This is a genomic window from Bordetella saccharivorans (genome assembly GCF_045862855.1).
Taxonomy (GTDB): Bacteria; Pseudomonadota; Gammaproteobacteria; order Burkholderiales; family Burkholderiaceae_B; genus Bordetella_A; species Bordetella_A petrii_F.
Map to the genome: position 1 here is coordinate 1,613,816 of NZ_BAAFZO010000001.1, position 25,871 is coordinate 1,639,686.

The following is a 25,871-nucleotide window of genomic DNA, read 5'->3' on the forward strand; positions in this document are numbered from 1 at the left end:
GTCCATGCTACCCACCCCCGAGCAGGTCCGCCAATATATCGCCGACGGCCTGCCGTGCGAGCACCTCGACGTACAAGGCGACGGCTCGCACTTCGACGCCCTCATCGTCAGCCGGGCCTTCGAGGGCAAGCGTCCGGTCGCCCGCCATCAGCTCGTCTACGCGGCGCTGGGCGAACGCATGAAGGCCGAGATCCACGCGCTTTCCATGCGCACGCTCACTCCGGACGAATACACCAAGGCGGGCAACTGATGGACAAGCTACGCATTACCGGCGGCCCGCAACTGCGCGGCGAAGTCGCCATTTCCGGCGCCAAGAACGCGGCCCTGCCGATCCTCTGCGCGGGCCTGCTCACGGCCGACGCGATCTCGATCGCCAATGTGCCGGACCTGAACGACACCTCCACCATGCTGCGCCTGCTCGGCCGCATGGGCGTGAAGGCCGAACGCGGCGCCGACGGCATCGTCACCGTGCAGGCCGACCACGTCGACAACCTCGAGGCGCCGTACGAGCTGGTCAAGACCATGCGCGCCTCGATCCTGGTGCTCGGGCCGCTGCTGGCGCGCTTCGGTGAAGCGCGCGTGAGCCTGCCCGGCGGCTGCACCATCGGCCAGCGTCCCGTCGACCAGCACATCAAGGGCCTGGCCGCGCTCGGGGCCGACGTCAGCATCGAACACGGCTTCGTGGTGGCCCGGGCCAAGCGCCTGAAGGGGGCTCCGATCCGCACCGACATGGTGACGGTCACCGGCACCGAGAACCTGCTGATGGCGGCCGTGCTGGCCGAAGGTCGGACCGTGCTCGAGAACGCCGCACGCGAGCCCGAGGTCATCGACCTGGCCGAGCTGCTCATCAAGATGGGCGCCCGCATCCAGGGCCACGGCACCGACCGCATCGTGATCGACGGCGTCGACCGCCTGCACGGCGCCGAGCACCGCGTCATTCCCGACCGCATCGAGGCCGGCACGTTCCTGTGCGCCGTGGGCGCGGCCGGCGGCGACATCATGCTGCGCAATGCCGCCCCCGGCGCCATGGGCGCCACGCTCGATAAACTGCTCGAAGCCGGCCTGGCCATCGAGACCGGCCCGGACTGGATCCACGCCGCCATGCAGGGCCGGCCGCGCGCGGTCGGCGTGCGTACCCACGAATACCCGGGCTTCGCCACCGACATGCAAGCCCAGCTCATGGCCCTGGACACGGTCGCCGAGGGCACCGCCGTCATCGTCGAGACCATCTTCGAAAATCGCTACATGCACGTGCAGGAGCTGCGCCGCATGGGCGCCGACATCGACATCGACGGCCACACCGCCGTGGTGCGCGGCGTGGCGCGCCTGTCCGGCGCCGCGGTCATGGCGACCGACCTGCGCGCCTCGGCCAGCCTGGTGATCGCCGGCCTGGCCGCCGAGGGCCAGACCACGGTCGACCGCATCTACCACCTCGATCGCGGCTACGACAAAATGGAAGTCAAGCTGCGCTCGCTGGGCGCCGACATCCAGCGCCTGACCGGCAAGGAAGCCCCATGACCGCCGCGCCCATCACCCTGGCGCTGTCCAAGGGCCGCATCTTCGAGGAAACCCTGCCACTGCTGGCCGAGGCCGGCATCCAGGTGGCCGAGAACCCGGAAAACTCGCGCAAGCTCATCCTGCCCACCAGCGATCCCGCGCTGCGGCTCATCATCGTGCGCGCCTCCGACGTGCCCACCTATGTGCAGTACGGCGCCGCCGACCTGGGCATCGCCGGCAAGGACGTCCTGATCGAGCACGCCGCCCAGCAGCCGGGCGGCCTGTACCAGCCGATCGACCTCGACATCGCCAAATGCCGGCTGTGCGTGGCGGTACGCAACGGCTTCGACTACCAGGCGGCGGTGCACCAGGGCGCCCGCCTGCGCGTCGCCACCAAGTATGTGCAATCGGCGCGCGAACACTTCGCTGCCAAGGGCGTGTACGTCGACATCATCAAGCTCTATGGCTCCATGGAGCTGGCCCCGCTGGTCGGGCTGGCCGATTGCATCGTCGACCTCGTGTCTTCCGGCGGCACGCTGCGCGCCAACGACCTGGTCGCCGTCGAAGACATCATGCCCATCTCCTCGCGCCTGATCGTCAACCAGGCCTCGCTCAAGACCCGCGGCGCGCGCCTGCAACCGCTGCTCGACGCCTTCGAGCGGGCCGCCCGCCGGGGAGCCGGCCGGGCCTGACGCCCTGCGGGCCGCCCACGCCCGCTACACTACGTTTTTGCCCCCGGCGGCGGCACCCGCATCAGCGCCGCCGCGGGCCTGTTTTCTTGCATCACCATGACGCCATGGCCCTGATCAACCGCCTCGATTCCCGCCAACCGGGATTCTCCTCCGCGCTGTCCCGGCTGCTGGCCTTCGAGGCCGCCGAGGACGAGTCCATCGACCGCGCCGCCGCCGGCATCCTGGCCGACGTGCGCAGCCGCGGCGACGCCGCCCTGCTGGAATACACCCAGCGGTTCGACCGCGTGGCGGCCACGTCCGCCCAGGCCCTGGAAATTCCCAAGGCCGACTGGCAGGCCGCGCTGGCGGCGCTGCCCATGGCGCAGCGCAATGCGCTCGAGACCGCGGCCGACCGGGTGCGCGCCTATCACGAGCACCAGCGCGGCGAAACCTGGACCTACACCGACGCCGAAGGCAACCTGCTGGGCCAGCAGATCACCCCGCTGGACCGCGTCGGCCTGTACGTGCCCGGCGGCAAGGCGGCCTATCCCTCGTCGGTGCTGATGAACGCCATCCCGGCCAAGGTCGCCGGCGTGCCCGAGCTGATCATGGTCACCCCCACCCCGGACGGCGCGCGCAACCCCATCGTGCTGGCCGCCGCGGCCATCGCCGGGGTGGACCGCGCCTTCGCCATCGGCGGCGCGCAGGCGGTAGGCGCGCTGGCCTACGGCACCGCCACCGTGCCGGCGGTCGACAAGATCGTCGGCCCCGGCAACGCCTACGTGGCGGCCGCCAAGCGCCGCGTGTTCGGCACCGTGGGCATCGACATGATCGCCGGCCCCAGCGAAATCCTCGTCATCTGCGACGGCAAGACGCCGGCCGACTGGATCGCCATGGACTTGTTCTCGCAGGCCGAGCACGACGAGCTGGCCCAGTCCATCCTGTTGTGCCCCGACGCCGCCTTCATCGACGAGGTGGAGGCCGCCATCGCCCGCCTGCTGCCCACCATGCCGCGCGCCGACATCCTGCGCGTCAGCCTGGCCAACCGCGGCGCCCTGATCCTGGTGCGCGACCTCGACGAAGCCTGCGCCATCGCCAACGATATCGCCCCCGAACACCTCGAGATCTCCACCGAGCAGCCCGAGCACTGGACCGCCCGCATCCGTCATGCCGGCGCCATCTTCATGGGCCGCTTCAGCTCCGAGTCCCTGGGCGACTACTGCGCCGGGCCCAACCACGTGCTGCCCACCTCGCGCACCGCGCGTTTTTCCTCGCCGCTGGGGGTGTACGACTTCCAGAAGCGCTCGAGCCTGATCCAGGTATCGCGGCAGGGCGCCCAGACACTCGGCCGCATCGCCGCCGAACTGGCGCTGGGCGAGGGCCTGCCGGCGCACGCGGCCAGCGCGCAATACCGGCTGGACAACCCGTGAGCGCCGCCCGGCCGCCCGAGCCCGGGCACGCGGCGGCCGAGGCCGTGGCCGGCCGCATTGCCGACACGGTGCGCGCCGACATCCGCGCGCTGGCCGCCTACGCGGTGGCGCCGGCCGCCGACGGCATCAAGCTCGATGCCATGGAATGCCCGTACGAGCTGCCCGAGGCAGTGCGCGAGGACATCGCCCGCGCCGTGCGCGACGCGGCCCTCAACCGCTACCCGCCGGGGGGCGTCGGCACGCTCGACCACGATGTCCGGCAAGCCTTCGGCATCCCCGCCGCGGCCGGCCTCCTGTTCGGCAACGGGTCCGACGAGCTGATCCACCTGATCGTCCAGGCCTGTTGCGAGCCCGGCGATACCGTCATGTCGCCCTGGCCGTCGTTCGTATACTTCGACATGGCGGCGCGCTTCGACCACGCCCGCTTCGTGGGCGTGCCGCTCACCGACACCCTGGAGCTGGACCTGCCCGCCATGCTGCAGGCCATCTCGCGGCATCGTCCCAAAGTGGTGTTCCTGGCCCTGCCCAACAATCCCACTGGCGGCCTGTGGCCCGACCAGGCGGTACAGGCGATCATCGACGCCGCGCCCGGGCTGGTAGTGCTGGACGAGGCCTACCAGCCGTTCGCCGGCCATACCTGGATGCCGCGCCTGCCGGCGCTGCCCAACGTGGTGGTGCTGCGCACCGTATCCAAGATCGGCCTGGCCGGCCTGCGCTTCGGCTACCTGGCCGGCCATCCCGGCTGGATCGCCCAGTTCGACAAGGTGCGCCCGCCCTACAACCTGAATGTGCTGACCCAGGCGGCGCTGCGCGCGGTCTTGCGCCACAAGCCGGTGCTCGACGCCCAGGCCGCGCGGCTGCGCGCCGACCGCGGCCCGCTCGCGGCCAGCCTGGCGGCCTTGCCCGGGGTAAGCGTCTTTCCCAGCGCCGGCAATTTCGTGCTTGCGCGCTTTTCCGGCCAGCCGGACGGCAACGCCGTGCATCTTGCCCTGAAAACGCGCAAAATACTGGTCAAGAACTTCTCCGGCGCCCATCCGCTGCTGGCCGGCTGCCTGCGCATCTCGGTCGGCACGCCGGCCGAGAACGCCGCGCTGCTGGCCGCCCTGCAAGACATTCTCCGTTCCTACTAGGCTCGCCCCCACCGTTTATGCGTACCGCCGAAATCACCCGCAACACCAACGAAACGCGCATCCGCGTGGCCGTCAACCTGGACGGCACCGGCGCGCAGACCATCGACACCGGCGTGCCGTTCCTGGACCACATGCTCGACCAGATCGCCCGGCACGGCCTGATCGACCTCGACATCAAGGCCGAAGGCGACCTGCACATCGACGCCCACCACACGGTCGAAGACGTCGGCATCACCCTGGGCATGGCCGTCGCCAAGGCGGTCGGCGGCAAGGCCGGCCTGCGCCGCTACGGGCATGCCTACGTGCCGCTGGACGAGGCCCTGTCGCGCGTGGTCGTCGATTTCTCCGGCCGTCCGGGCCTGGAATATCACATCCCATTCACGCGCGCGCGCATCGGCGACTTCGACGTCGACCTGACCCGCGAGTTCTTCCAGGGCTTCGTCAACCACGCCCTGGTCACGCTGCACATCGACAACCTGCGCGGCGTCAACGCCCACCACCAGTGCGAGACGGTCTTCAAGGCCTTCGGCCGCGCGCTGCGCATGGCGCTGGAACACGATCCGCGCATGGGCGACGTGGTGCCCTCCACCAAAGGCGTGCTGTAACCCACCCGCCAGGCAGATTTCAGTGACCTCCATTGCCATCGTCGATTACGGAATGGGCAACTTCCATTCCGTCGCGCGCGCGCTGCGCTATGCCGCGCCCGACGCCGATATCCGCATCTGCAACCGCGCCGCCGACATCGACGCGGCCGACCGCGTCGTCTTCCCCGGCCAGGGCGCCATGGCCGACTGCATGCGCACGCTCAACGAATCCGGCCTGCGCGACGCCGTCGAGCGCGCCGCGCGCGCCAAGCCGCTCCTGGGCGTATGCGTCGGCGAACAAATGCTCTTTGAAGCCAGCGAAGAAGGCGACACCCCCTGCCTGGGGCTGTTCCCCGGCACCGTGCGCCGCTTCGCCGGCGATGCCTTCGCCGACGCCGCGGCCCCGCTGGACGGCGCCGAACGCCTCAAGGTGCCGCACATGGGCTGGAACCAAGTCCGCCAGACCCGCTCCCATGCATTGTGGGCCGGCATTCCCGACCACGCCCATTTCTATTTCGTGCACAGCTACTACGCCGCGCCGGCCGACCCTGGCCTCACAGTGGGAGAAACCGACTACGGCGTTACATTTACCTGCGCCGTGGCAGCGGCTAACATTTTCGCGGTGCAGTTCCACCCCGAGAAAAGCGCGGCGCACGGTTTGCGCCTGTACCGCAATTTTGTAGACTGGAACCCATAGCCGCCCCGTACGAGCCTCGGCCGGCCTTTTTTCAACCGATTTTTCAACGCTCGCTATCCACCATGCTGCTGATCCCCGCCATCGATCTCAAAGACGGGCGCTGCGTACGCCTGCGCCAGGGAGACCTCGACGAGGCAACGGTATTCTCCGAAGACCCCGCCGCCATGGCCACGCACTGGCTCGACCTCGGCGCGCGGCGCCTGCACCTGGTCGACCTCAACGGCGCCGTCGCGGGCAAACCCAAGAACGACGCGCCCATCAAGGCCATCCTGGACGCCGTCGGCGACGACATCCCGGTGCAGATCGGCGGCGGCATCCGCGACCTCGACACCATCGAGTCCTATCTCGACGCCGGCATCTCGTACGTGATCATCGGCACGGCCGCCGTGAAGAATCCCGGCTTCCTGCAGGATGCCTGCGGCGCCTTCCCCGGCAACATCATCGTCGGCCTGGATGCGCGCGAGGGCAAGATCGCCACCGACGGCTGGAGCAAGCTGACCCGCCACGATGTCCTCGACCTGGCCAAGAAATTCGAGGACTACGGCTGCGAGGCCATCATCTACACCGACATCAGCCGCGACGGCATGATGTCGGGCGTGAACGTCGACGCCACCGTGCGCCTGGCGCAGCACGTGCGCATCCCGGTCTTCGCCTCCGGCGGCATCGCCGGCATCCAGGACATCGAGGCCCTGTGCGCGGTCGAGGAAGAGGGCGTCGAGGGCGCCATCCTGGGCCGCAGCATCTACGAAGGCGCGCTCGATTTCAAGGCCGCGCAGGCCCGCGCCGACGAACTCAGCCAATGAACGCCCCCAATCCGCAGCCCGCCGCCAAGCCGGGCGCAGCCCCGGCCACCCCGCTGACCCGCCGCATCATCCCCTGCCTGGATGTCACCGCGGGGCGGGTGGTCAAGGGCGTCAACTTCGTCAACCTGACCGACGCGGGCGATCCGGTCGAGATCGCCCGCCGCTACGACGAGCAGGGCGCGGACGAGCTCACCTTCCTCGACATCACAGCCACCAGCGACGACCGCGACCTGATCCTGCCCATCATCGAGCAGGTGGCTTCGCAGGTGTTCATCCCGCTGACCGTGGGCGGCGGCGTGCGCCAGGTGTCCGACGTGCAGCGCCTGCTCAATGCCGGAGCCGACAAGATCAGCATCAACAGCGCGGCCGTGGCCAACCCGGAACTGGTGCGCGCGGCGGCCGGCTACCACGGCTCGCAGTGCATCGTGGTGGCCATCGACGCGCGCCGCGTGTCGGCCGCCGGCGAACCGGCCCGCTGGGAAGTCTTCACCCACGGCGGCCGCAAGCCGACCGGCCTGGACGCCGTGGCGTGGGCACGCCGCATGGCGGCCTATGGCGCCGGCGAGATCCTGCTCACCAGCATGGACCGCGACGGCACCAAGTCCGGCTTCGATCTCGAACTCACCCGCGCCGTGTCCGACGCCGTGCCGGTTCCCGTCATCGCCTCGGGCGGGGTGGGCAGCCTGCAGCACCTGGCCGACGGCGTCACCACCGGGCGCGCCAGCGCCGTGCTGGCCGCCAGCATCTTCCATTTCGGCCAGCACACGGTGCGCGAATGCAAACAATTCATGGCCGATCAAGGCATCGCCGTGAGACTGGGCTAGACTGCATCCCATGAATACCGATCCCGCCTGGATGGCCGACGTCGTCTTCGACGACAACGGCCTCATTCCCGCCATCGCCCAGGACGCCGACAACGGCCAGATCCTCATGGTGGCCTGGATGAACCGCGCCGCGCTCGCCGAAACCGCCGCCACCGGGCGCGCAGTGTACTGGTCGCGCTCGCGCCAGCGCCTGTGGCGCAAGGGCGAGGAATCCGGGCATACGCAGGCCGTGCACGAATTGCGCCTGGACTGCGACGGCGACGTGGTCCTGCTCAAGGTCCACCAGCATGGCGGCATCGCCTGCCATACCGGCCGCGCGAGCTGCTTCTTCCGCCGCCTGGAAGGCGCCTCCGGCGAGGCCTCCTGGGTCACCGTCGACCCCGTCCTGAAAGACCCGGAACACATCTACAAATGACCGCTCCCGCCGCCGGCGCCGACACCCTGGCGCGCATCGCCGACACCCTGGCCACCCGCCGCCCCGACCAGGGCGGCGATCCCCAGACGTCCTACGTGGCCAAGCTGCTGGCCAAGGGACCCGACGCGTTCCTGAAGAAAATCGGCGAAGAAGCCACCGAGCTGGTCATGGCCGCCAAGGACGGCGCGCCCGATCGCATCATCAGCGAAACCGCCGATCTATGGTTTCACTGCCTGGTCACTTTGACTCACTACAATCTGCGGCCCGAAGACGTGCTGGCCGAACTGGCACGCCGGGAAGGGCTGTCGGGCCTTGAAGAAAAAGCGCGGCGGCCCGCCCACTGAGCACGGAACCTGAGATGAGCGACAACTGTATCTTCTGCAAGATCGCCCGCGGCGAGATCCCCTCCAGGAAGGTCCACGAAGACGACGAATTCGTGGCCTTTCACGACATCAACCCGGCGGCCCCGGTGCACCTGCTGCTCATCCCGCGGCGGCACGTCGTGTCGCTGCAGGACATCGGCGCCGACGATGCCGGCTGGTTGGGTAGAATGGTGACTCTGGCGTCCCAACTGGCGGCCGAGAACGGCTGCCGCCCGGGACCCGAAGGCGGGTTCCGCCTGATGGCCAACTCGGGCGTCGAAGGCGGCCAGGAAGTCCCGCACCTGCATTTCCACATTCTCGGCGGTCAGCGTCCCTGGAAAGGGCGCATGGCTCCCAACGCATAATCACGGAGAACCGTCATGGGTAGCTTCAGCATCTGGCATTGGTTGATCGTCCTGGTCATCATTGCTCTCGTATTCGGCACCAAGAAACTGCGCAACATCGGCAGCGACCTCGGCGGCGCGGTCAAGGGCTTCAAGGAAGGCATGAAGGACGCCAACTCCGACAAGCCCGCCGACCAGGTCACCCAGCAAAAGGTCGCGGACGACACCATCGACGTCCAGGCCAAAGAAAAGACCAATTCCTGATCCCTGCCACCAGCCCCTCCCGGAGCAATGCCGCCAGGCATTGCTCCGGCCCACCTGATTGAGCGAGCAGACGCCGCATGTTTGATGTCAGTTTCACCGAGCTGATGGTAATCGGCGTCATCGCGCTGATCGTCATCGGCCCCGAACGGCTGCCCAAAGTGGCGCGCACCGTCGGCCACCTGCTCGGCCGCGCGCAGCGCTACGTCAACGACGTCAAGAGCGACATCCAGCGCGAAATCGAACTCGACGAACTGCGCAAGTTCAAGAGCGAAATGGACGAGGCGGCCAGCAGCATGACCTCGTCGCTGCGCGAGACCGAAAACTCCCTGCGCACCGGCCTGAATGACACCGCCCGCGAAGCCACGCAGGCGGTATCCGGCGCCCAGCCGGCGGCTGCCCCGCCACCCTCTGCCGAGCCGGCGCCGCCGGCCGCCCCGGCACCGGCCGCCGTCCCCGCGTCGCCCGACGAGCCAGCGCCCGCCGCGCCGTCCGGACCGCAGCCCCCCATCAAGCAAAACACCGGTACCGCACCGTGACCCAGGACGCCAAGCAAGACACGCTGGACCAGGAACAGCCGCAAGAAACCTTCATCTCGCACCTGGTCGAACTGCGCAGCCGCCTCATGAAGGCGGCGCTCGCCGTCATCGGCGTGTTCGTCGTGCTGTTCATCTATCCGGGCGCATCCGTCATCTACGACGTGCTGGCCCAGCCCATGCTGGCCTCGCTGCCCGAAGGCACGCGCATGATCGCCACCGGCGTCATCACGCCCTTCATGGTGCCCGTCAAGGTCACCCTGATGGCCGCCTTCGTCGTCGCGCTGCCCGTCGTGCTGTACCAGGCCTGGGCCTTCGTGGCGCCCGGCCTGTACCGGCACGAAAAGCGCCTGGCCCTGCCGCTGATCGTCTCCAGCACGCTGCTCTTCATCCTGGGCATGGCGTTCTGCTACTTTTTTGTGTTCCGCACGGTCTTCCATTTCATCGCCACGTTCGCGCCGCAGTCGATCACGCCGGCGCCCGATATCGAGGCCTATCTCAGCTTCGTGATGACCATGTTCATGGCCTTCGGCATTACATTCGAAGTGCCGGTGGCGGTGGTGCTGCTGGTCAAGACCGGCATCGTCGAACTCGACAAGCTGCGCAGCGCGCGCGGCTACGTGGTGGTCGGCGCCTTCGTGATTGCGGCGGTGGTCACGCCGCCCGACGTGGTCAGCCAGTTCATGCTGGCCGTGCCCCTGTGCCTGCTGTATGAAGTCGGCCTGATCTGCGCGCGCATGGTCACTCCGGGCAAGAAAGACGAAGACGCCGAAGACGCGGCAGGCAGCCTGACCGAACACCGCTGACGCCGTGCCTCTACCTGGGCGCAGCCCGGGTCGCTGCCCGGCCTATGTCGTCGTCCCGTATAAAGCGGACACTTTCACTCTTGTCCGTCCGTGCCCGGCAACCGTAAATTGCCGGCATGACGCTCGCACACCGTTTGCGCGCCCAGATGCGATGGCGCGGCATCAAAAGCCAGAATCAATTGGCACGTATCTCAGGCGTGCCCCAGTCGTCCATTCACCGCATATTGGCCCGGGGTGACGCCTATTCACCCGCTCGCAGCACGCTGCAACGCCTCGCCCAGGCACTGGACACGTCGGTCCCCTGGCTCACCGATGGCGTCGAACCCCTGGCGCGGCCCGCCGGGGCGCAGGCCCGGCAGCCGCTGCCGGCGGCCGAGCCCGACGGCTACGCCGCCGAACTGCAGGCCCTGATGGACCGGCTGCCCACCGACGCCCGCAAGAAAATCGTGGCCATCGCGCGGCTGATCGCCGACGGCCCGCGCCTGCCACCCGCCACGAAGGCCCATGCGGTCCATCCGCCGGCGCCAGAACGCCTGCGCTAGCGCGGCCGCGCGGGCCTCGTCCCCACGACCACCGTCACATCGCGCGCCTTGCCGCCACGCAGGATACCCAGGGTGGCCTTCTCGCCCGGCGGCAGCGCCGCGATCAACCGCAGCATCGACACCGTGTCCTGCACCGGCGCACCATTGACCGTCTGGACGATATCGCCGACGCGCAGCCCCGACTTGCCCGCCGGGCCGCCGCGCATCACGCCCGCAATGACCACGCCGCGGGTATCGGGCGCCAGGCCGAAGGCGCGCGCCAGGTCGGGCGTGACATCCTGGGGCTCGATGCCGAGCCAGCCGCGCCGCACGGAGCCGGTCTTGATGATGTCGTCCATGACCTTGCGGGCGGCATCGATGGGGATGGCAAACCCGATGCCCAGCGAGCCGCCCGATTCGGAATAAATGGCCGTGTTGATGCCGATCAGATTGCCCTGGGCGTCGATCAGCGCCCCGCCGGAATTGCCGGGATTGATCGCCGCGTCGGTCTGGATGAAGTTCTCGTAGGTATTGATGCCCAGCCCGTTGCGTCCCAGCGCCGACACGATGCCCTGGGTAGTGGTCTGCCCGACGCCGAACGGGTTGCCAATGGCCAGCACCACGTCGCCCACGCGCAGGCTGCGATCGGCGGCAAACGCGGCGACGGGCAGGGGCCGGATGCCGGGATCCAGCTTCAGCACCGCCAGGTCGGTCTCGGGATCGGCGCCCACCACCTTGGCGCTGCCGCTGCGGCCGTCCGCCAGCGCGACCTCGATGGCGTCGGCCGCCTCCACGACGTGATAATTGGTGAGCACGTAGCCTTCGCCGCTGACGATCACGCCCGAACCCAGGCTGGTGGAAGCCTGGCGGCGGCTCAGGCCCGGCACCTGGCCGAACAGCTGCCGCAGGACCGGGTCATCGGGTAATGGCACGACCGGCACGTTGACGTGCTTGGTCGTGAACACATTGACCACCGCCGGCGCGGCCTTGGTGACGGCCGCCGCATAGCTCGCCACCGCCGGCGCGCCGGCCGGCTGGGCGGGCGCGCCGGCCGGCGCGGGCGCCGACAGGCGCAGCCAATCGGGCCGCAAGGTGGTCACGACGAATAAAATGGCCAGACATACCGTGACGGCCTGAGCGAATATCAGCCAGTAGCGACGCATGATCCTGACAAGGTAGGGCAATGAAAACTGTCGACACCCGCGAAGTGGCAGCCTGGCTGGACACCACGCTGCAAGCGGCGCGATTCAAAGATTACTGTCCCAACGGCCTGCAAGTGGAAGGCCGGCCGCAGATAGGCCACATTATCACCGGCGTCACCGCTTCCGAGGCACTGCTGCGCGCGGCCATCGAACGCGGCGCGGACGCCGTGCTGGTCCATCACGGCTGGTTCTGGAAAAACGAGGACCCGCGCGTGCGCGGGCCACGCCGCACGCGGCTGGCCCTGGCGCTGGCCCACGAGCTGAACCTGTTCGCGTACCACCTGCCGCTGGACGCGCATCCGCAGTGGGGCAACAACGCGCAGCTGGCGCAAGTGCTGGGCCTGGCGCCGCAGTACCTGGCCGACGGCGCGCCCGCGGCCTGCGGACCGGACAATCTCATCTGGCTGGGCACGGCGCCCGGCCTGGCCACGCTCGGCGCGCTGGCCGAGCGCGTGCGCGAACGCCTGCAGCGCGAGCCTCTGCTGGTGGGCGAGCCGGATCGCCCGCTGGCCCGCGTGGCCTGGTGCACAGGCGCCGCCCAGGGGATGCTCGCCGACGCGGTGGAAGCCGGCGTCGATGCCTACATCACCGGCGAGGCCTCCGAGCCCACCGTGCATCTCGCGCGCGAGACCGGCGTCGGGTTCATCGGCGCCGGCCACCATGCCACCGAGCGTTACGGCGTGCAGGCGCTGGGCGACGCACTGGCGCGCCAGTTCGGCATCCGGGTCGAATTCATCGACATCGACAACCCGGTGTAGGCCGGCCACCCCCGCGCCGCGCTTATTTCTTCAGCAGGTCGCGGATTTCCCGCAGCACCACCAGGTCTTCGGCGGGCGCTTCGGGGGCCGGGGCCTCTTCTTCCTTGCGGCGCGCCGAGTTGATCGCCTTGACAATGATGAACACCACCAGCGCCAGCAGGATGAAATTGATGAGGATCGTCAGGAAGTTGCCCCACGCCAGCACGATGGCGCCCGCCTTGGTGAGGTCGGCGTAGGTCATGGGGCCGGCGTAGCCTTCCGGCGCCGACAGCACCAGGAACTTGTTGGAAAAATCGACCGAACCGCCGAGGATGAAGTTGACCAGCGGCATGATCAGGTCCTTGACCACCGAATCGACGATCTTGCCGAATGCCGCGCCAATGATTACACCCACCGCCAGGTCGATCGCATTGCCCTTGACGGCGAAATCGCGAAATTCCTTGAGAAAACCCGATGCTTTGCTCATGAATGCTCCTTACGTCGTTCGCCCGTCAGTGGGCAGGCGCTATAATACGCGGTTGCTATGTTGTTACATATTTCGGCATAACGGATGCTGCAAGCCTGATGCTACAGGCACTGCGGGCGCATCAACAAGGATAGGAAGATGAGTCAGGATACGCTGGTGCATGACGATGACGGTGCGGTTGATCCCAACCTCCCACCAGATCCTTCGCGCCGTTTCTGGGTAACGACCGCCTGTGCGGTGGGCGGAGTCGCCGGCGTGGCAACCGCCGTTCCCTTCGTCAGCACCTTCGCCCCTTCTGAAAAAGCCCGCGCCGCCGGCGCGCCCGTCGAAGTCGACGTGGCCACCCTGGCCCCCGGCCAGATGCGCACCGTCGAATGGCGCGGCAAGCCGGTCTGGATCATCCGCCGCACCGAAGAGCAGCTCGCCGGCCTGAAGACCCAGGACGCCTTCGTCGCCGATCCCAACTCCGAGCGCCCCGGCTTCACGCCTGAATACGCCCAGAACGAATACCGTTCGCGCAAGCCCGACCTGTTCGTCTGCGTCGGCATCTGCACCCATCTCGGCTGCTCGCCCACCGCCCACTTCGAGACCGGCGGCGGCGGCGGCCTGCCCGCCAACTGGGAAGGCGGCTTCCTGTGCCCCTGCCACGGCTCCACTTTCGACATGGCTGGCCGCGTGTACAAGAACAAGCCCGCGCCCGACAACCTCGAAGTTCCGCCGTACCAATACCTGAGCGACACCCGCATCATCGTCGGGGTTGACGAAGAGAACAAGGCCTGACGCGAACAGCGCAGCCTCCTACCCCGACCTTAGCAAAATACGCCCCGTATAGAAGGAGCCATTGATGGCTGGCGAAAAAACCGTCGAGACAACAGGCCTGCTGGGCTGGCTGGACCGGCGCTTCCCGGTGACTTCCACCTGGAAAGCGCACCTGTCCGAGTATTACGCGCCCAAGAACTTCAATTTCTGGTATTTCTTCGGATCCCTGGCGCTGCTGGTGCTGGTGCTCCAGATCGTCACCGGCATCTTCCTGGTGATGCACTACAAGCCCGACGCCGAACGCGCGTTCCAGTCGGTCGAATACATCATGCGCGAAGTGCCGTGGGGCTGGCTGGTGCGCTACATGCACTCCACCGGCGCCTCGATGTTCTTCGTGGTGGTCTACCTGCACATGCTGCGCGGGCTGTTCTACGGCTCGTACCGCAAGCCGCGCGAACTGGTCTGGATCTTCGGCGTGGCCATCTTCCTGTGCCTGATGGCCGAAGCGTTCTTCGGCTACCTGCTGCCCTGGGGCCAGATGTCCTACTGGGGCGCCCAGGTGATCGTGAACCTGTTCTCGGCCATCCCGTTCATCGGCCCTGAACTGTCCATCTGGATCCGCGGCGACTACGTCGTCTCCGACGCCACCCTGAACCGCTTCTTCTCGTTCCACGTCATCGCCATCCCGCTGGTGCTGATCGGCCTGGTGGCCGCCCACCTGGTGGCGCTGCACGAAGTCGGCTCCAACAACCCCGACGGCGTCGAAATCAAGCAAGGCCCGAAGGACAAGCACGGCCGCCCGAAGGACGGCATCCCGTTCCACCCGTTCTACACCGTCCACGACATCATGGGCGTGGCGGGCTTCCTGATCGTCTTCGCGGCGATCGTGTTCTTCGCGCCGGAAATGGGCGGCTACTTCCTGGAATACAACAACTTCATTCCGGCCGATCCGCTCAAGACCCCGCCGCACATCGCGCCGGTCTGGTACTTCACGCCGTTCTACTCCATGTTGCGCGCCACCACCAACGAATTCACGTGGGTGCTGGCCGGGGCCGCCGTGCTGGGCGCCGTCGCGCTGCTGGTCAAGAGCAACCTGAAGGGTTTCATGCGCATCGCCGTGCCGGGCCTGCTGGTCGTCATCGCCGTCCTGCTGCGCGTCATCGACGCGAAGTTCTGGGGCGTGGTGGCCATGGGCGGCGCCGTCGTCATCCTGTTCTTCCTGCCCTGGCTCGACCACTCTCCCGTCAAGTCCATCCGCTACCGTCCGGGCTGGCACAAGGTCCTGTACGGCATCTTCATCGTCAACTTCCTGGTGTTGGGTTTCCTGGGTACGCAGCCGCCCAGCGACGCGTACAACCTGACCTCGCAGATCGGCACGCTGATCTACCTGGGCTTCTTCTTCCTGATGCCCGTCTGGAGCCGCCTCGGCACGTTCAAGCCGGTTCCCGACCGCGTCACGTTCCATGCCCACTGAGCCACGAACCCATAACGGAATGACCATGATCAAGAAGCTGATTGGTGCCGTAGCGTTGATGCTCACGTGTACCGCCACGTACGCCGCCGAGAGCGGCTACCCGCTGGAAACCGCGCCCAACCGCGTCAACGACGTCGCGGCGCTGCAGAACGGCGCCAAGCTGTTCGTCAACTACTGCCTGAACTGCCATAGCGCGTCGTCGATGCGCTACAACAAGCTGCAGGACATCGGCCTGACCGACGACCAGATCAAGGAAAACCTGCTTTTCACCGGCGAAAAGGTCGGCGACCTCATGAACATCGCCATGAAGCCCGAGGACGCCAAGAAGTGGTTCGGCACCACGCCCCCGGACCTGTCCGTCATCGCGCGCGCGAAGTCGATCAACGCCGGCCCCACGGGCGCCGACTACATCTACACCTACCTGCGTACGTTCTACCGCAACACCGCGCGCGCCACCGGCTGGGACAACCTGGTGTTCCCCAACGTCGGCATGCCGCACGTCCTGTGGGAACTGCAGGGCCCGCGCGAGCTCACCACGGTGGCCATGCACGAAGTCACGGGCAAGGACGGCGCCAAGAGCTGGGAACGCGTTACCACCACCTACGACGCCCAGGGCTATTCCACCGTCAAGACCGAGCCGGTTGCCGATTTCCATGGCCATGCCTCGGTCGAAGCCAAGTTCAAGGCGCTGGATCCCGCCAAGGCGGCCGCGTACGACAACGACGCGGCCGACCTGACCGCGTTCCTCGCCTGGATGGCCGAGCCCGGCCAGCTCTTCCGCAAGCAACTGGGCGTCTGGGTGCTGCTGTTCCTGGGCCTGTTCCTGGTGGTAGCCTGGCGCCTGAACGCTTCCTACTGGAAACACGTGCGCTGATTATCAATGCCCCGCCAGGTTGCCGGCCCGGCTTCGCGCCGGCCGGCAACGTGATCCCGATAGGGCGGCACACCTATCCCACCCTGGCAATCGGGGCCAGCGCCTGCTAGATTAGCAGCGCTGGCCTTTCGCTTTTCATACAAGGACTTACCGCCATGATGGTGCTCTATTCCGGAACCACGTGCCCTTTCTCGCAACGCTGCCGCTTCGTGCTGTTCGAGAAGGGAATGGATTTCGAGATCCGCGACATCGACCTGTACAACAAGCCCGAAGACATTTCGGTCATGAACCCGTACGGGCAGGTGCCCATCCTCGTCGAGCGCGACCTGGTGCTGTACGAGTCGAACATCATCAACGAGTACATCGACGAGCGCTTCCCGCACCCGCAGCTGATGCCGGCCGATCCCGTCATGCGCGCGCGCACCCGCCTGTTCCTGTACAACTTCGAGAAAGAGCTGTTCGTCCACGTCTCCACGCTGGAAGACCGCAGCGCCAAGCCCGACGAGAAGAAGCTGGTCAACGCCCGCCAGAACATCCGTGACCGGCTGGCCCAGCTGGCCCCGCTGCTGCTCAAGAACAAGTACATGCTGGGCGACGAGTTCTCGATGCTGGACGTGGCCGTCGCGCCGCTGCTGTGGCGCCTGGACCACTACGGTATCGAACTGCCGAAGAACGCCGCGCCGCTGCAAAAATACGCGGAACGCATCTTCTCGCGTCCGGCCTACATCGAAGCGCTGACGCCGTCCGAAAAAGTCATGCGTCGCTGAGCGCCAAGGGTTGTGCAATATGGGTGAAACTTCCACCAAGCCTTATCTGCTGCGCGCGCTGCACGAATGGTGCACCGACAACGGCTATACGCCGTACATCACCGTGCAGGTCGACGAGCACACCATGGTGCCGGCGGCCCACGTGCGCGACGGCCAGATCACGCTGAACGTGGGCACGCTGGCCACCAACAAGCTGGTGCTGGGCAATGAATTCATCGAATTCCAGGCCCGCTTCAGCGGCGTCACCGAGAACGTGTCGGTGCCGATCGGCGCGGTCAGCGCCATCTACGCCCGCGAGACGGGCGCTGGCATGGGTTTCGAAGTCCAGCCCTACGAGCCGCCCGCCCGCGACGACAGCGCGGCCCCGGCGACCGAAGCCGTTCCCGGCCAGTCCGAGTCGGCCCCCACCGACCCAGCCGAAGGCGGCGACGAGCCCAAGCGCCCGCACCTGACCATCGTCAAATAGGCCGGTCGCTGGGCCCGGGCGCCCGGATTTACTACAATGCAGTCCCTTTGCCCGCCGCCTCCGCGCGGCGGCGCATCCGCCGGTGTAGCTCAGTTGGTAGAGCAGCTCACTTGTAATGAGAAGGTCGAGGGTTCGATTCCTTTCACCGGCACCATCGCTATTCCCTTCTAGCCCCTGGAAACACCCGCTACGACGACGCCCGCATAGCGGGTTTTTTTGTCGTGGGCAGAATCCCCCGCGGCATTTACATTAAGCCACTAAAACAACATTTCCAATTATGTCTGCCCAATCGACATAATGAAAGACGCGGATATTTAAACGAATAAAAACGCAGCTTTCGATTTTATTTTCAAACCCTGCATCGAGAAAAATAAAAGGTTTGAAAATTAACTTTTCTTGATCGTAGAAAACGTAGCTTTTTGTTATCCCTTCGATATTCTGTCGCCGAGCTCATTACCAGTTGTGTTGTTCGGCATTGTTCGGAAAGGAGAAGGGCATTAACTGCAGGGCTCATTGCAATTCATTCGAATAATTGCCACCGACGCGAAACAAACTGCCATAAAGCAATTTTGCCCGCATCTCCGTTTTTTATTTTCAGGAAACTCTTCATGAACTCCAGCGTGACTTCTATTTTCAAACGGACCGTCCTGGGCCTGGCCCTGGCAGGGGTTTTGCCGGTGGCCGCGCAGGCCGCGACCGGCACGGTCAAATTCGAAGGCGAAATCATCCAGTCGACTTGCGACGTGACCAGCGCCACCAAGGACCAGACGGTCGTCATCGGCACGTATCCGACGTCGCTGTTCAAGAACGTGGGCGATGTGTCCTCGTCCAAGGCCTTCACCATCGGCCTGGAGAACTGCGATCCGGGCGCGTACACCATCCGCTTCGACGGCCAGGCCCCCACCGGCCATCCCGAGCTGCTGGCGGTGAGCGTGGCCACCGGCGTGGGCATCGAGATCCTGGACAACAGCGACAAGGTGTTCCCCCTGAACCAGGACATCACCGATCCGGCCATCGTCAATGTCGGCACCGATGGCACCGCGACGGTCAACCTGAAGGCCCGCTACAAGTCCTTCGAGCAGACCGTGGGCGCCGGCGAAGCCAACGCCACCTCGACCTTCTCGATCGAGTATCGCTGATCGGCAAGGCGGGGCGCCGGCCGGCGCGGTATCCGGCCTGCCCCCGGCAACGAAGCAACGCGGCGGGCGGCGCGATTTCCGCGCCGCCCGCCGCGCACAGCAAGTTTTATCGCAGAGCACTGTCATGATTTTCATCCAAGCATTCGGCCGCTGGGCGGCATGGGCCAGGCGCCTGGCCGGCGCGGCGACGCTCGGGCTGGCCCTGCACGGCGCCGCCCAGGCAGCCGTCCACGTACAGGCCACGCGCGTGGTCTACCACGGACAGGCCGCCTCGGCGTCAGTGGCGATCTCGAACAAGAGCGCGCTGCCCTATATGGTGCAGACCTGGCTGGATACGGGTGACGCCACAGTCATGCCGGAAAACCTGCCCGTGGCGATCACGCCACCGCTGATGCGGCTGGCTCCGGGGGAGGAAGCCCTGGTGCGCACCATCTATGCCGGCCAGGGCCTGCCTGGCGACCGGGAATCCCTGTTCTGGATCAACATCCAGGAAATCCCGCCGCGCTCGGAGGCCGCCAATGCGCTGCAGGTGGCGATCCGTACACGCATCAAGCTGTTCTACCGCCCGGCCGGCCTGAAGACGACCCTGGACGAAGCGGCGCGCGCCTTGCAGTGGCGCATCGACGGCCAGACGCTGAAGATCAGCAATGCCAGCCCGCTGCACGTCACTTTCGCGCACATCCAGGACCGGCCCGCCGGCGGCACCGCACAGGGCATCGATGTCGACATGATCGCCCCCGGCCAGACCTTGTCCGTGCCGCTGCGGCAACTGAACCTCGCCTCGCGCGGCACGCTGCGCTTCGGCTACATCAATGACTACGGCGGCGTTTCCGACGTTGCCGACGTGCCCTTGCAGCACTGACGACCCGCACGCCGCTTACCATGCCTACCACGCTTTGCAGAATCCGCGCCGCGGCGCGGAGGGGCCTCGTCGTCCCTCGCCTGGCGCCCCTGGCCGCCGCCGTGTGCGCCCTGGGCGCGGGCCAGCCCGCTGCCGCCCAAGAGGAATTCAACCTGGACTTCCTGCGCGGCGACGCGCGCCAGGCCGACGTATCCGCGCTGACCAGCCCGGGCGGCATCCTGCCGGGCACGTACCCGTTCACGGTCTACCTGAATGGCACGGAAACGGCGCGCGAAGACATCGTTTTCGTCAAATCCGCCGCGGCCCGCGTCGAACCTTGCCTGAACCGGACACAACTGGCCAACTGGGGCGTGCTGCTGCCGGAAACAGCGACCGAGGCCGCCACGCCGGCGGCCTGCGCCAACATCGCCGCGCTGATTCCGGACGCGCACGTCGCCTATAACGGCAACCAGCAGCGCCTGGACCTGAGCGTGCCGCAGCGCTACCTGGTGGCAGTGCCGCGCGGCTTCATCCAGCCGTCGCTGCGCGACCAGGGCATCAATGCCGCGTTCGTGAACTACAACCTGAACGGCACGCACAACCACCAGAAGGGCTACGGCAACTCGGACTACTTCTTCGCGTCGTTCAACAGCGGCATCAACCTGGGCGCCTGGCGCCTGCGCCACAATGCCACGGTCAACCACGAAAGCGGCGGCGACACGCAGTGGCGCACGCAAAGTGTATGGGCGGAGCGCGACCTGCAATCGATACGCAGCCGCGTCACGCTGGGCGACACCTACACGGCCAACGGCGTGTTCGACAGCGTGCAGTTCCGCGGCGCCCAGCTCGCCAGCGATGACGAGATGCTGCCATACAGCCAGCGCAGCTACGCGCCGGTGGTGCGCGGCGTGGCCGCCAGCAATGCGCGGGTCGAGATCCGCCAGGACGGCAGCCTGATCTACGCCGTCAATGTGGCGCCGGGCCCGTTCCAGATCAGCGACATCGTGCCCAACCGCATGAGCGGCGACCTGGAAGTGTCGGTGATCGAGGCCGACGGATCGGTGCAGCGCTACAGTCAGGCGTTTTCGGCGGTGGAAACCATGCTGCGGCCGGGCCTGTGGCGCTATGAGATCAATGCCGGCGAACTGCGCAACGGCTACACCGACTACCGGCCGGCCTTCGTGCAGGCCACGCTGGCGCGCGGCCTGGAATCGAACACCACGCCGTACGGCGGCCTGCTGCTGGCGGAGAACTACAGCGCGGCCGCGCTCGGCGTGGCGCAGAGCCTGGGCAGCTTCGGGTCGGTGTCGTTCGACGTCACGGCGGCCCGGACCAAGCTCGCCAACGGCGACACCAAGACCGGGCAAAGCTACCGCTTCCTGTATTCCAAGTCGCTCAATGAGCTCGGCACCGAGTTCCGCCTGGTGGGCCACCGCTATTCGACTTCGGGCTACTACGACTTCAATGACGCCGCGGCAGAGCGCGATCAATGGCGCAACGGCTACTACGAGGCCAACTACCGGGATCCGCGCGAGACCTTCGACGGCACGCCGAGCTGGTCCTCGTCGCGCGAGCGCCACGTGCAGTCCAACCGCTATTACAACAAGCGCAGCCGGCTGGAAGTCGCCGTCAACCAGCGCCTGACGAATGATCACTCCCTGTACGCCAGCTACAACAACCAGACGTACTGGGGTTCGAACGACAAGGAGCGCAACATCCAGGTCGGCGTGAACGGCCGCGTGAAGTTCATGACGTACGGCCTGTTCGTGCGCGATACGCGCAGCCAGTACGGCTACAACGACCGCATGGTCGGCCTGACACTGTCATTCCCGCTGGGCCGGCCGGAGACGTCGCGCATCAGCTCCAATTCTTCCTATACCCATTCGCGCCAGTCCGGCAGCAGCTACCAGACCGGCATCAGCGGCACCGCCCTGGACGACAACCGGCTGGGCTACGGCGTGAGCGCCGGGCATTCGGACGGCGCCGGCACCACCGGCACGGCCAACGTGGACTACCTGGGCAGCAAGGGCGCGCTCAGCGCCGGCGTGATGAGCTCGGAGCGCTACAGCCAGTTGAACTGGGGCGTGCGGGGCGGCGCGATCGTGCACGGCGGCGGCCTGACCCTGAGCCAGCCGCTGCAGCGCACCAGCGTGTTGGTGCACGCGCCGGACGGCGCCGGCATCGGCGTCGAGAACCAGTCGGGTGTGCGGGTCGATGGCAACGGCTATGCCGTCATTTCCGGCATGAGCCCGTACCGGTTCAACCGCGTGGCGCTGCGCACCGACGACCTGGGCAGCGACATCGACGCCAGCAAGGCGGCGGTGAACGTGGTGCCCACGCGCGGCGCGATCGCCCGGGTCGACTTCGACACGCGGCGCGGCAGCAGCCTGATGATCCGCACCGCGCGGCCCGACGGCAAGCCGCTGCCGCTGGGCGCCAACGTGTTCAACAGCGACGGCCTCAATCGCGGCGTGGCCGGCCCGCAAGGCCAGGTCTTCGTCAGCGGCGTCCGGCCCGGCGACGTGCTGGCGGTGCAGTGGGGCGACGCCCCCGACGAGCGCTGCCTGCTGAACCTGGACGACCTGCCGCCTGCCCAGCTCGAACCGTCCGAGGCAGGGTACCGGCACGTCGCAATGCAATGCCGTCCCGACGGGCGGCCACAAGGAAGCTAGTCATGTTTCATCCGCTCTGGACCAAACTTATCGTCTTGCTGGCGGCCCTGCTGGGAGTGCCCCAGGCGGCCCTGGCGCTGTCGTGCAAGGATGCGCAGACCGAGGCGATACGCCGCACCATCACGCTGAACGAGGACATCTACGTGTCGACCGGCGACATCACCGCGGGCCGGCTGCTGTGGCGCTCGGAGAACTTCACGGTGAGCTTCCGCTGCGTGGATACCGACAATTTCCCGCAAGGCGAGAATACCTACCTGTACTGGGACCCGGCCCAGACGCTGTCGCAGATCCATCCGTCGATTGAAGTCGGCGTGACCTACCAGTCGGTCAACCACGAACTGGACTATGGTGGGCGCGTCATTGTCGGCCCCGGCACCGCGCCGCCGGCCAACAGCACCAACTGCAGGCTGTACTGGAACACCTCGCGGGCTCCCCGCTGCGCGACCTCGCAGGTAGTGACGGTCACGTTCTCGGTGTTCATCAGGGCCACTGGCGCGGCGCCACCGGCCAACGGGCAGATCAACAACACCGGCACCTACGACCTGTTCCAGGTGGATGGCGTGGGCGGCCTGAACAGCCGCCCCAACTCGAACTACCGCGCCGCCATCTCGGGCCTGGGACGCATTCATTTCATCGCCTGCAACCCGGATATCAAGGTGCTGGCCAACCAGGGCAATTCGGTGAATTTCGGCCGCATTCCGGCCAACCGCGCGCAGGTCGGCGCGATCGAGAAATCCGTGCCGTTCACGGTGGAGATCAACATGACCGGCCCGAACGCCGGCAACCAGTGCAGCAACCGGTCGCTGGTGGGCAGCTTCAGCACCTCCCACCAGGTCGTGGGCGGCACGACCATCCTGCCACGCAGCGACAGCGGCTTCGGCATCGTGCTGGCGGATGCCGAGCAGCCGACGCGCGAGCTGGCCATGAACACGGTCGTGCCGCTGGGCGTCATCAACAGCAATGTGGTCCAGCACGGTTTCATCGCCTCGCTGAAGTGGCTGAGCCCGACGCCGCGCATCGGCCCCTTCCAGGCCACCGCCACCATCGACGTATCATTCCGCTGAAGCCCGCCGGCCTTACCTGGCCGGTGTCGCCCCGGCCGGGGCCGGCGCCCGGCCCGCGCCGCGGCGGGCAAACACCAGGACGTTGCCCAACATCACCAGCGCCAGGCCGGCCACGGCGGGCAGGGTCCAGCGATAGCCCTCGGCCAACGTGGAAATGGCCAGCGCCACCACGGGAAACAGCACCGTGCAATAGGCGGCGCGCGACGGGCCCAGCCGGCCCACCAGGGTCAGGTACGCGGTGAACCCGACGATCGAGCCGATGAACACCAGGTACAGCAAGGCGCCCACGTAGGCCGGCGCCGGATCGAACGCGAACGGCTGGCCGCTGAGCAGGCATCCGGCCAGCAACACCAGCGAGCCGTACAGCATGCTGTAGGCATTGCCGGTCAGCGGCCCGATGCCGGCGCGCTGTTGCGCCGACGACAACATGTTGCCGGTGGAGAAGCACAGCGTGCCCAGCAGGGCAAGCCCGAGGCCCAGCAAGGTCTCGTGGCTGGCCTGCTGGCCGGCCAGCTCGGGCCAGAACAGCAGGGCCAGGCCGCACAGGCCGAACGCGCCGCCCACCATGATGCGCGGCGCAATGGGGGTGCCGAACCACAGCCGGGCATTGAGCGCATTCCAGATGGTCGCCGCCGAGAACACCACCGACACCAGGCCGCTGGAAATCCATTGGGTGGCGCTGTAGAAGCACAGGAAATTGAGGCAGAACAGGCATACGCCCTGGCCCAGGCACAGCAGGTGGCCGCGGCGGTCCAGCCGCTGCAGGCGGCGCAGGGCGGCCAGGCCGGCCAGCATCAGCAGCGAGGCGAGGGCAAAGCGGTAGAAGATCGATACGGGGATGGCGACCACCCCGAGCTGCAGCTTGATGGCGATCCAGGTGGACCCCCATACCAGCACGGTCAACAAATACAGGAACAGATTCACGATGGCGGGCCGGAACAATGCGTGGAGCATCCAGTCTAGGATGCCGGGCAGGGCGGCGATTGCCGTTTCTTGCGGTTTTTGCGGGCTGGAGCCAGGCGCCGCGCGCAAGCGGCGGCGGCTTGGCGTACGATGACCGTGCCATGGCCAAGATTGCATCGGCGCCGTCCGATTTCACCCTGTTCCACACCCTGCGGGACGCGCGCGTCCGGCTGGACCGGGCCGCCTCGCTGGGCGCCGGCCTGGCGGTGGCGCAATGGGACCGCGACCAGCGCGCCGGCCGAGCGCTGATGGACTACGACACGCCCGGCCACCATACGCTGTCGCTTTACCTGCAGGGCGGAGAAACCTGTTTCCGGCTGGAACAGCGCGACCGCCATGGCGGCGCGGGCAAGTTCTGCGTGCTGCCGGCGCGCCATCATTCGCGCTGGAGCATGAACGAGGAAGTGCGTTTCCTGCACCTGTACATCGCGCCGGAACGCCTGGCGCGCGAAGCGGTCATGCGCCTGGACCGCGAACCGCGCGAACTGGAGCTGCGCGACCGCACGTATATCCAGGATCCTTCCCTGGCGGCCGTGTGCCGCGGCCTGCTGGCCGCCGACTGGGACGCGCCGGCGGCGCGGCTGGCGGCCAGCAGCGCCGCCGAGACCATCCTGCACCACCTGCTGACCGAGAACACCGGCCGGCCGGGCCGGCCCGCCGCGCTAGGCGGACTGGCGCCGGCGGTACGCCGCCGCGTACGCGACTATATCGATGCGCACCTGGCCGACACCCTGACACTGGATACGCTGGCGGGGGTGGCGGCCCTGTCCACCTACCATTTTGCGCGCATGTTCCGCACCTCGTTCGGCGAACCGCCCCATACCTGGGTGCTGGGGCGCCGCCTGGCGCAGGCCCGCACCCTGCTGGCCGCCACGCCGGACGACCTGGCCAGCGTGGCCCAGGCCTGCGGCTTCGGCAATGCCAGCCACCTGAGCCGGGCGTTCCTGCAGGCCACCGGCGTGACTCCCGGCCAATACCGCGCGGCGATGCGCGGGCGCCGGTAGGCCCGGCGCACCCGCGGCACAACCCCCGCCAGGGGTCTACAATGGGCTATTGCCCATGACTGACCGGGAACGCAACCCGTATCCCGACCGACCATGCCGATTGCCAATCCGACCTACGAAAAGGCCTATTCCGACCAGCGCTTCTGGCGCAAGGCGACGCGCCACGCGTCCGCGGCGGGCCGGCAGGCCCTGGAGAAAGCCCTCTGGCTGTACTACGCCGTAAAAAGCCCGGACACGCCCAAGTGGGCGCGCCGGGTCATCTATGGCGCGCTGGGCTATTTCGTCCTGCCGCTGGACACCATCCCCGACCTGGCGCCGCTGGTGGGCTACACCGACGACCTTGGCGTCATGACGGCCGCGCTGGCCACCGTGGCGTTCTATATCAACGACGACGTCAAGCAGCAGGCCAGCCGCAAGCTGGCCGACTGGTTCGGCGCGACCGCGCCTGCCGCCCCGCCCCGCGCCGGGTGAATGGCCAATCCCGCCACCGGCGCATGCCGCCTTTCGCCGGCCCGCGGCCGGCGCGCCTGTCCGGCGCCGC

At 67.3% G+C, this 25,871-nt stretch carries 31 protein-coding genes and 1 tRNA gene; 29 read left to right on the forward strand and 3 right to left on the reverse strand.

Annotated elements, in window-relative coordinates; translation table 11 throughout:
* The first annotated feature begins 4 nt into the window (after positions 1-4).
* From ACKTT0_RS07725 to ACKTT0_RS07800, 16 genes are all read left to right on the forward strand, one after another.
* Positions 5-250 carry a BolA family protein gene (locus ACKTT0_RS07725; RefSeq protein WP_028353732.1) on the forward strand — a complete coding sequence of 82 codons (246 nt, stop codon included), beginning with the start codon at positions 5-7 and terminating at the stop codon, positions 248-250.
* Positions 250-1,518, forward strand: a complete 1,269-nt coding sequence (gene murA / locus ACKTT0_RS07730; RefSeq protein ID WP_407849369.1) for a UDP-N-acetylglucosamine 1-carboxyvinyltransferase — start codon at positions 250-252, stop codon at positions 1,516-1,518. The genes ACKTT0_RS07725 and murA overlap by 1 nt, the downstream gene beginning before the upstream one ends.
* A complete protein-coding gene (hisG, locus tag ACKTT0_RS07735; protein WP_407849370.1) occupies positions 1,515-2,189 on the forward strand; it encodes an ATP phosphoribosyltransferase in 675 nt (224 codons plus the stop codon). The genes murA and hisG overlap by 4 nt, the downstream gene beginning before the upstream one ends.
* Positions 2,190-2,293: 104 nt before the next feature.
* On the forward strand, positions 2,294-3,598 hold the full coding sequence (gene hisD / locus ACKTT0_RS07740) for a histidinol dehydrogenase (RefSeq protein ID WP_407849371.1): 1,305 nt from the start codon (positions 2,294-2,296) through the stop codon (positions 3,596-3,598).
* Entirely contained in the window at positions 3,595-4,728 is a 1,134-nt protein-coding gene (hisC, locus tag ACKTT0_RS07745) for a histidinol-phosphate transaminase (RefSeq protein WP_407849372.1), read from the forward strand. The genes hisD and hisC overlap by 4 nt, the downstream gene beginning before the upstream one ends.
* Positions 4,729-4,745: 17 nt before the next feature.
* The gene (gene hisB / locus ACKTT0_RS07750) at positions 4,746-5,333 is read left to right on the forward strand and encodes an imidazoleglycerol-phosphate dehydratase HisB (protein WP_407849373.1); all 588 of its coding nucleotides are present in this window, start codon (positions 4,746-4,748) and stop codon (positions 5,331-5,333) included.
* A 22-nt stretch (positions 5,334-5,355) separates the two neighbouring features.
* Complete coding sequence (hisH, locus tag ACKTT0_RS07755; RefSeq protein ID WP_407849374.1) at positions 5,356-6,009, forward strand: imidazole glycerol phosphate synthase subunit HisH; 654 nt, start codon at positions 5,356-5,358, stop codon at positions 6,007-6,009.
* 62 nt (positions 6,010-6,071) lie between these two features.
* Positions 6,072-6,812, forward strand: a complete 741-nt coding sequence (hisA, locus tag ACKTT0_RS07760) for a 1-(5-phosphoribosyl)-5-[(5-phosphoribosylamino)methylideneamino]imidazole-4-carboxamide isomerase (protein ID WP_028353739.1) — start codon at positions 6,072-6,074, stop codon at positions 6,810-6,812.
* On the forward strand, positions 6,809-7,636 hold the full coding sequence (gene hisF, locus ACKTT0_RS07765; protein WP_407849375.1) for an imidazole glycerol phosphate synthase subunit HisF: 828 nt from the start codon (positions 6,809-6,811) through the stop codon (positions 7,634-7,636). The genes hisA and hisF overlap by 4 nt, the downstream gene beginning before the upstream one ends.
* A 10-nt stretch (positions 7,637-7,646) precedes the next feature.
* Positions 7,647-8,051 (forward strand): phosphoribosyl-AMP cyclohydrolase, encoded by a 405-nt coding sequence (gene hisI, locus ACKTT0_RS07770; RefSeq protein WP_407849376.1) that lies wholly within the window; start codon positions 7,647-7,649, stop codon positions 8,049-8,051.
* A complete protein-coding gene (locus tag ACKTT0_RS07775; RefSeq protein ID WP_028353742.1) occupies positions 8,048-8,395 on the forward strand; it encodes a phosphoribosyl-ATP diphosphatase in 348 nt (115 codons plus the stop codon). Before hisI ends, ACKTT0_RS07775 begins: the two co-directional genes overlap by 4 nt.
* A gap of 14 nt (positions 8,396-8,409) precedes the next feature.
* Positions 8,410-8,778, forward strand: coding sequence for a histidine triad nucleotide-binding protein (locus ACKTT0_RS07780; protein ID WP_407849377.1), 369 nt, complete (start codon positions 8,410-8,412; stop codon positions 8,776-8,778).
* Positions 8,779-8,793: 15 nt separating this feature from the next.
* Positions 8,794-9,021, forward strand: a complete 228-nt coding sequence (gene tatA, locus ACKTT0_RS07785) for a Sec-independent protein translocase subunit TatA (protein WP_028353744.1) — start codon at positions 8,794-8,796, stop codon at positions 9,019-9,021.
* A gap of 77 nt (positions 9,022-9,098) precedes the next feature.
* Positions 9,099-9,557: a Sec-independent protein translocase protein TatB gene (gene tatB, locus ACKTT0_RS07790; RefSeq protein WP_407849378.1), complete on the forward strand. Its 459-nt coding sequence runs from the start codon at positions 9,099-9,101 to the stop codon at positions 9,555-9,557.
* The gene (tatC, locus tag ACKTT0_RS07795; RefSeq protein ID WP_407849379.1) at positions 9,554-10,360 is read left to right on the forward strand and encodes a twin-arginine translocase subunit TatC; all 807 of its coding nucleotides are present in this window, start codon (positions 9,554-9,556) and stop codon (positions 10,358-10,360) included. Before tatB ends, tatC begins: the two co-directional genes overlap by 4 nt.
* Positions 10,361-10,476: 116 nt before the next feature.
* Complete coding sequence (locus ACKTT0_RS07800) at positions 10,477-10,902, forward strand: helix-turn-helix domain-containing protein (protein WP_407849380.1); 426 nt, start codon at positions 10,477-10,479, stop codon at positions 10,900-10,902.
* Here the strand turns inward: ACKTT0_RS07800 and ACKTT0_RS07805 are convergent.
* Positions 10,899-12,044, reverse strand: coding sequence for a S1C family serine protease (locus ACKTT0_RS07805; protein ID WP_407849381.1), 1,146 nt, complete (start codon positions 12,042-12,044; stop codon positions 10,899-10,901). The two genes, ACKTT0_RS07800 and ACKTT0_RS07805, sit on opposite strands and share 4 nt — an antisense overlap.
* A 20-nt stretch (positions 12,045-12,064) precedes the next feature.
* Here ACKTT0_RS07805 and ACKTT0_RS07810 point away from each other — a divergent pair, with 20 nt between their 5' ends.
* On the forward strand, positions 12,065-12,841 hold the full coding sequence (locus ACKTT0_RS07810) for a Nif3-like dinuclear metal center hexameric protein (protein ID WP_407849382.1): 777 nt from the start codon (positions 12,065-12,067) through the stop codon (positions 12,839-12,841).
* 22 nt (positions 12,842-12,863) lie between these two features.
* Here ACKTT0_RS07810 and mscL read toward each other — a convergent pair whose 3' ends face one another.
* On the reverse strand, positions 12,864-13,307 hold the full coding sequence (gene mscL, locus ACKTT0_RS07815) for a large conductance mechanosensitive channel protein MscL (protein WP_407849383.1): 444 nt from the start codon (positions 13,305-13,307) through the stop codon (positions 12,864-12,866).
* A 138-nt stretch (positions 13,308-13,445) separates the two neighbouring features.
* Between mscL and petA the strand changes: the two genes are divergently transcribed.
* From petA to ACKTT0_RS07865, 10 genes are all read left to right on the forward strand, one after another.
* Entirely contained in the window at positions 13,446-14,087 is a 642-nt protein-coding gene (gene petA / locus ACKTT0_RS07820) for a ubiquinol-cytochrome c reductase iron-sulfur subunit (RefSeq protein ID WP_407849384.1), read from the forward strand.
* A gap of 64 nt (positions 14,088-14,151) precedes the next feature.
* Positions 14,152-15,540, forward strand: coding sequence for a cytochrome b (locus ACKTT0_RS07825; protein ID WP_407849385.1), 1,389 nt, complete (start codon positions 14,152-14,154; stop codon positions 15,538-15,540).
* Positions 15,541-15,559: 19 nt separating this feature from the next.
* The gene (locus ACKTT0_RS07830) at positions 15,560-16,414 is read left to right on the forward strand and encodes a cytochrome c1 (protein WP_407849386.1); all 855 of its coding nucleotides are present in this window, start codon (positions 15,560-15,562) and stop codon (positions 16,412-16,414) included.
* A gap of 155 nt (positions 16,415-16,569) precedes the next feature.
* On the forward strand, positions 16,570-17,181 hold the full coding sequence (locus ACKTT0_RS07835) for a glutathione S-transferase N-terminal domain-containing protein (RefSeq protein ID WP_028353753.1): 612 nt from the start codon (positions 16,570-16,572) through the stop codon (positions 17,179-17,181).
* Between the two features lie 19 nt (positions 17,182-17,200).
* Positions 17,201-17,647 (forward strand): ClpXP protease specificity-enhancing factor, encoded by a 447-nt coding sequence (locus ACKTT0_RS07840; protein ID WP_407849387.1) that lies wholly within the window; start codon positions 17,201-17,203, stop codon positions 17,645-17,647.
* 78 nt (positions 17,648-17,725) lie between these two features.
* Positions 17,726-17,801, forward strand: a tRNA-Thr gene (locus ACKTT0_RS07845).
* Between the two features lie 454 nt (positions 17,802-18,255).
* Complete coding sequence (locus ACKTT0_RS07850) at positions 18,256-18,786, forward strand: fimbrial protein (protein WP_407849388.1); 531 nt, start codon at positions 18,256-18,258, stop codon at positions 18,784-18,786.
* A gap of 124 nt (positions 18,787-18,910) precedes the next feature.
* Complete coding sequence (locus ACKTT0_RS07855) at positions 18,911-19,648, forward strand: fimbrial biogenesis chaperone (RefSeq protein ID WP_407849389.1); 738 nt, start codon at positions 18,911-18,913, stop codon at positions 19,646-19,648.
* Positions 19,649-19,668: 20 nt separating this feature from the next.
* Complete coding sequence (locus ACKTT0_RS07860) at positions 19,669-22,299, forward strand: fimbria/pilus outer membrane usher protein (RefSeq protein WP_407849390.1); 2,631 nt, start codon at positions 19,669-19,671, stop codon at positions 22,297-22,299.
* Positions 22,300-22,301: 2 nt separating this feature from the next.
* Positions 22,302-23,363: a fimbrial protein gene (locus ACKTT0_RS07865; protein ID WP_407849391.1), complete on the forward strand. Its 1,062-nt coding sequence runs from the start codon at positions 22,302-22,304 to the stop codon at positions 23,361-23,363.
* 12 nt (positions 23,364-23,375) lie between these two features.
* On the opposite strand, the gene ACKTT0_RS07870 is transcribed toward ACKTT0_RS07865, so the two are convergent.
* Entirely contained in the window at positions 23,376-24,287 is a 912-nt protein-coding gene (locus tag ACKTT0_RS07870) for a DMT family transporter (protein ID WP_407852392.1), read from the reverse strand.
* 140 nt (positions 24,288-24,427) lie between these two features.
* Between ACKTT0_RS07870 and ACKTT0_RS07875 the strand changes: the two genes are divergently transcribed.
* Positions 24,428-25,330, forward strand: coding sequence for an AraC family transcriptional regulator (locus ACKTT0_RS07875; protein WP_407849392.1), 903 nt, complete (start codon positions 24,428-24,430; stop codon positions 25,328-25,330).
* 93 nt (positions 25,331-25,423) lie between these two features.
* Positions 25,424-25,801 carry a YkvA family protein gene (locus ACKTT0_RS07880; protein ID WP_407849393.1) on the forward strand — a complete coding sequence of 126 codons (378 nt, stop codon included), beginning with the start codon at positions 25,424-25,426 and terminating at the stop codon, positions 25,799-25,801.
* Positions 25,802-25,871: the final 70 nt, after the last annotated feature.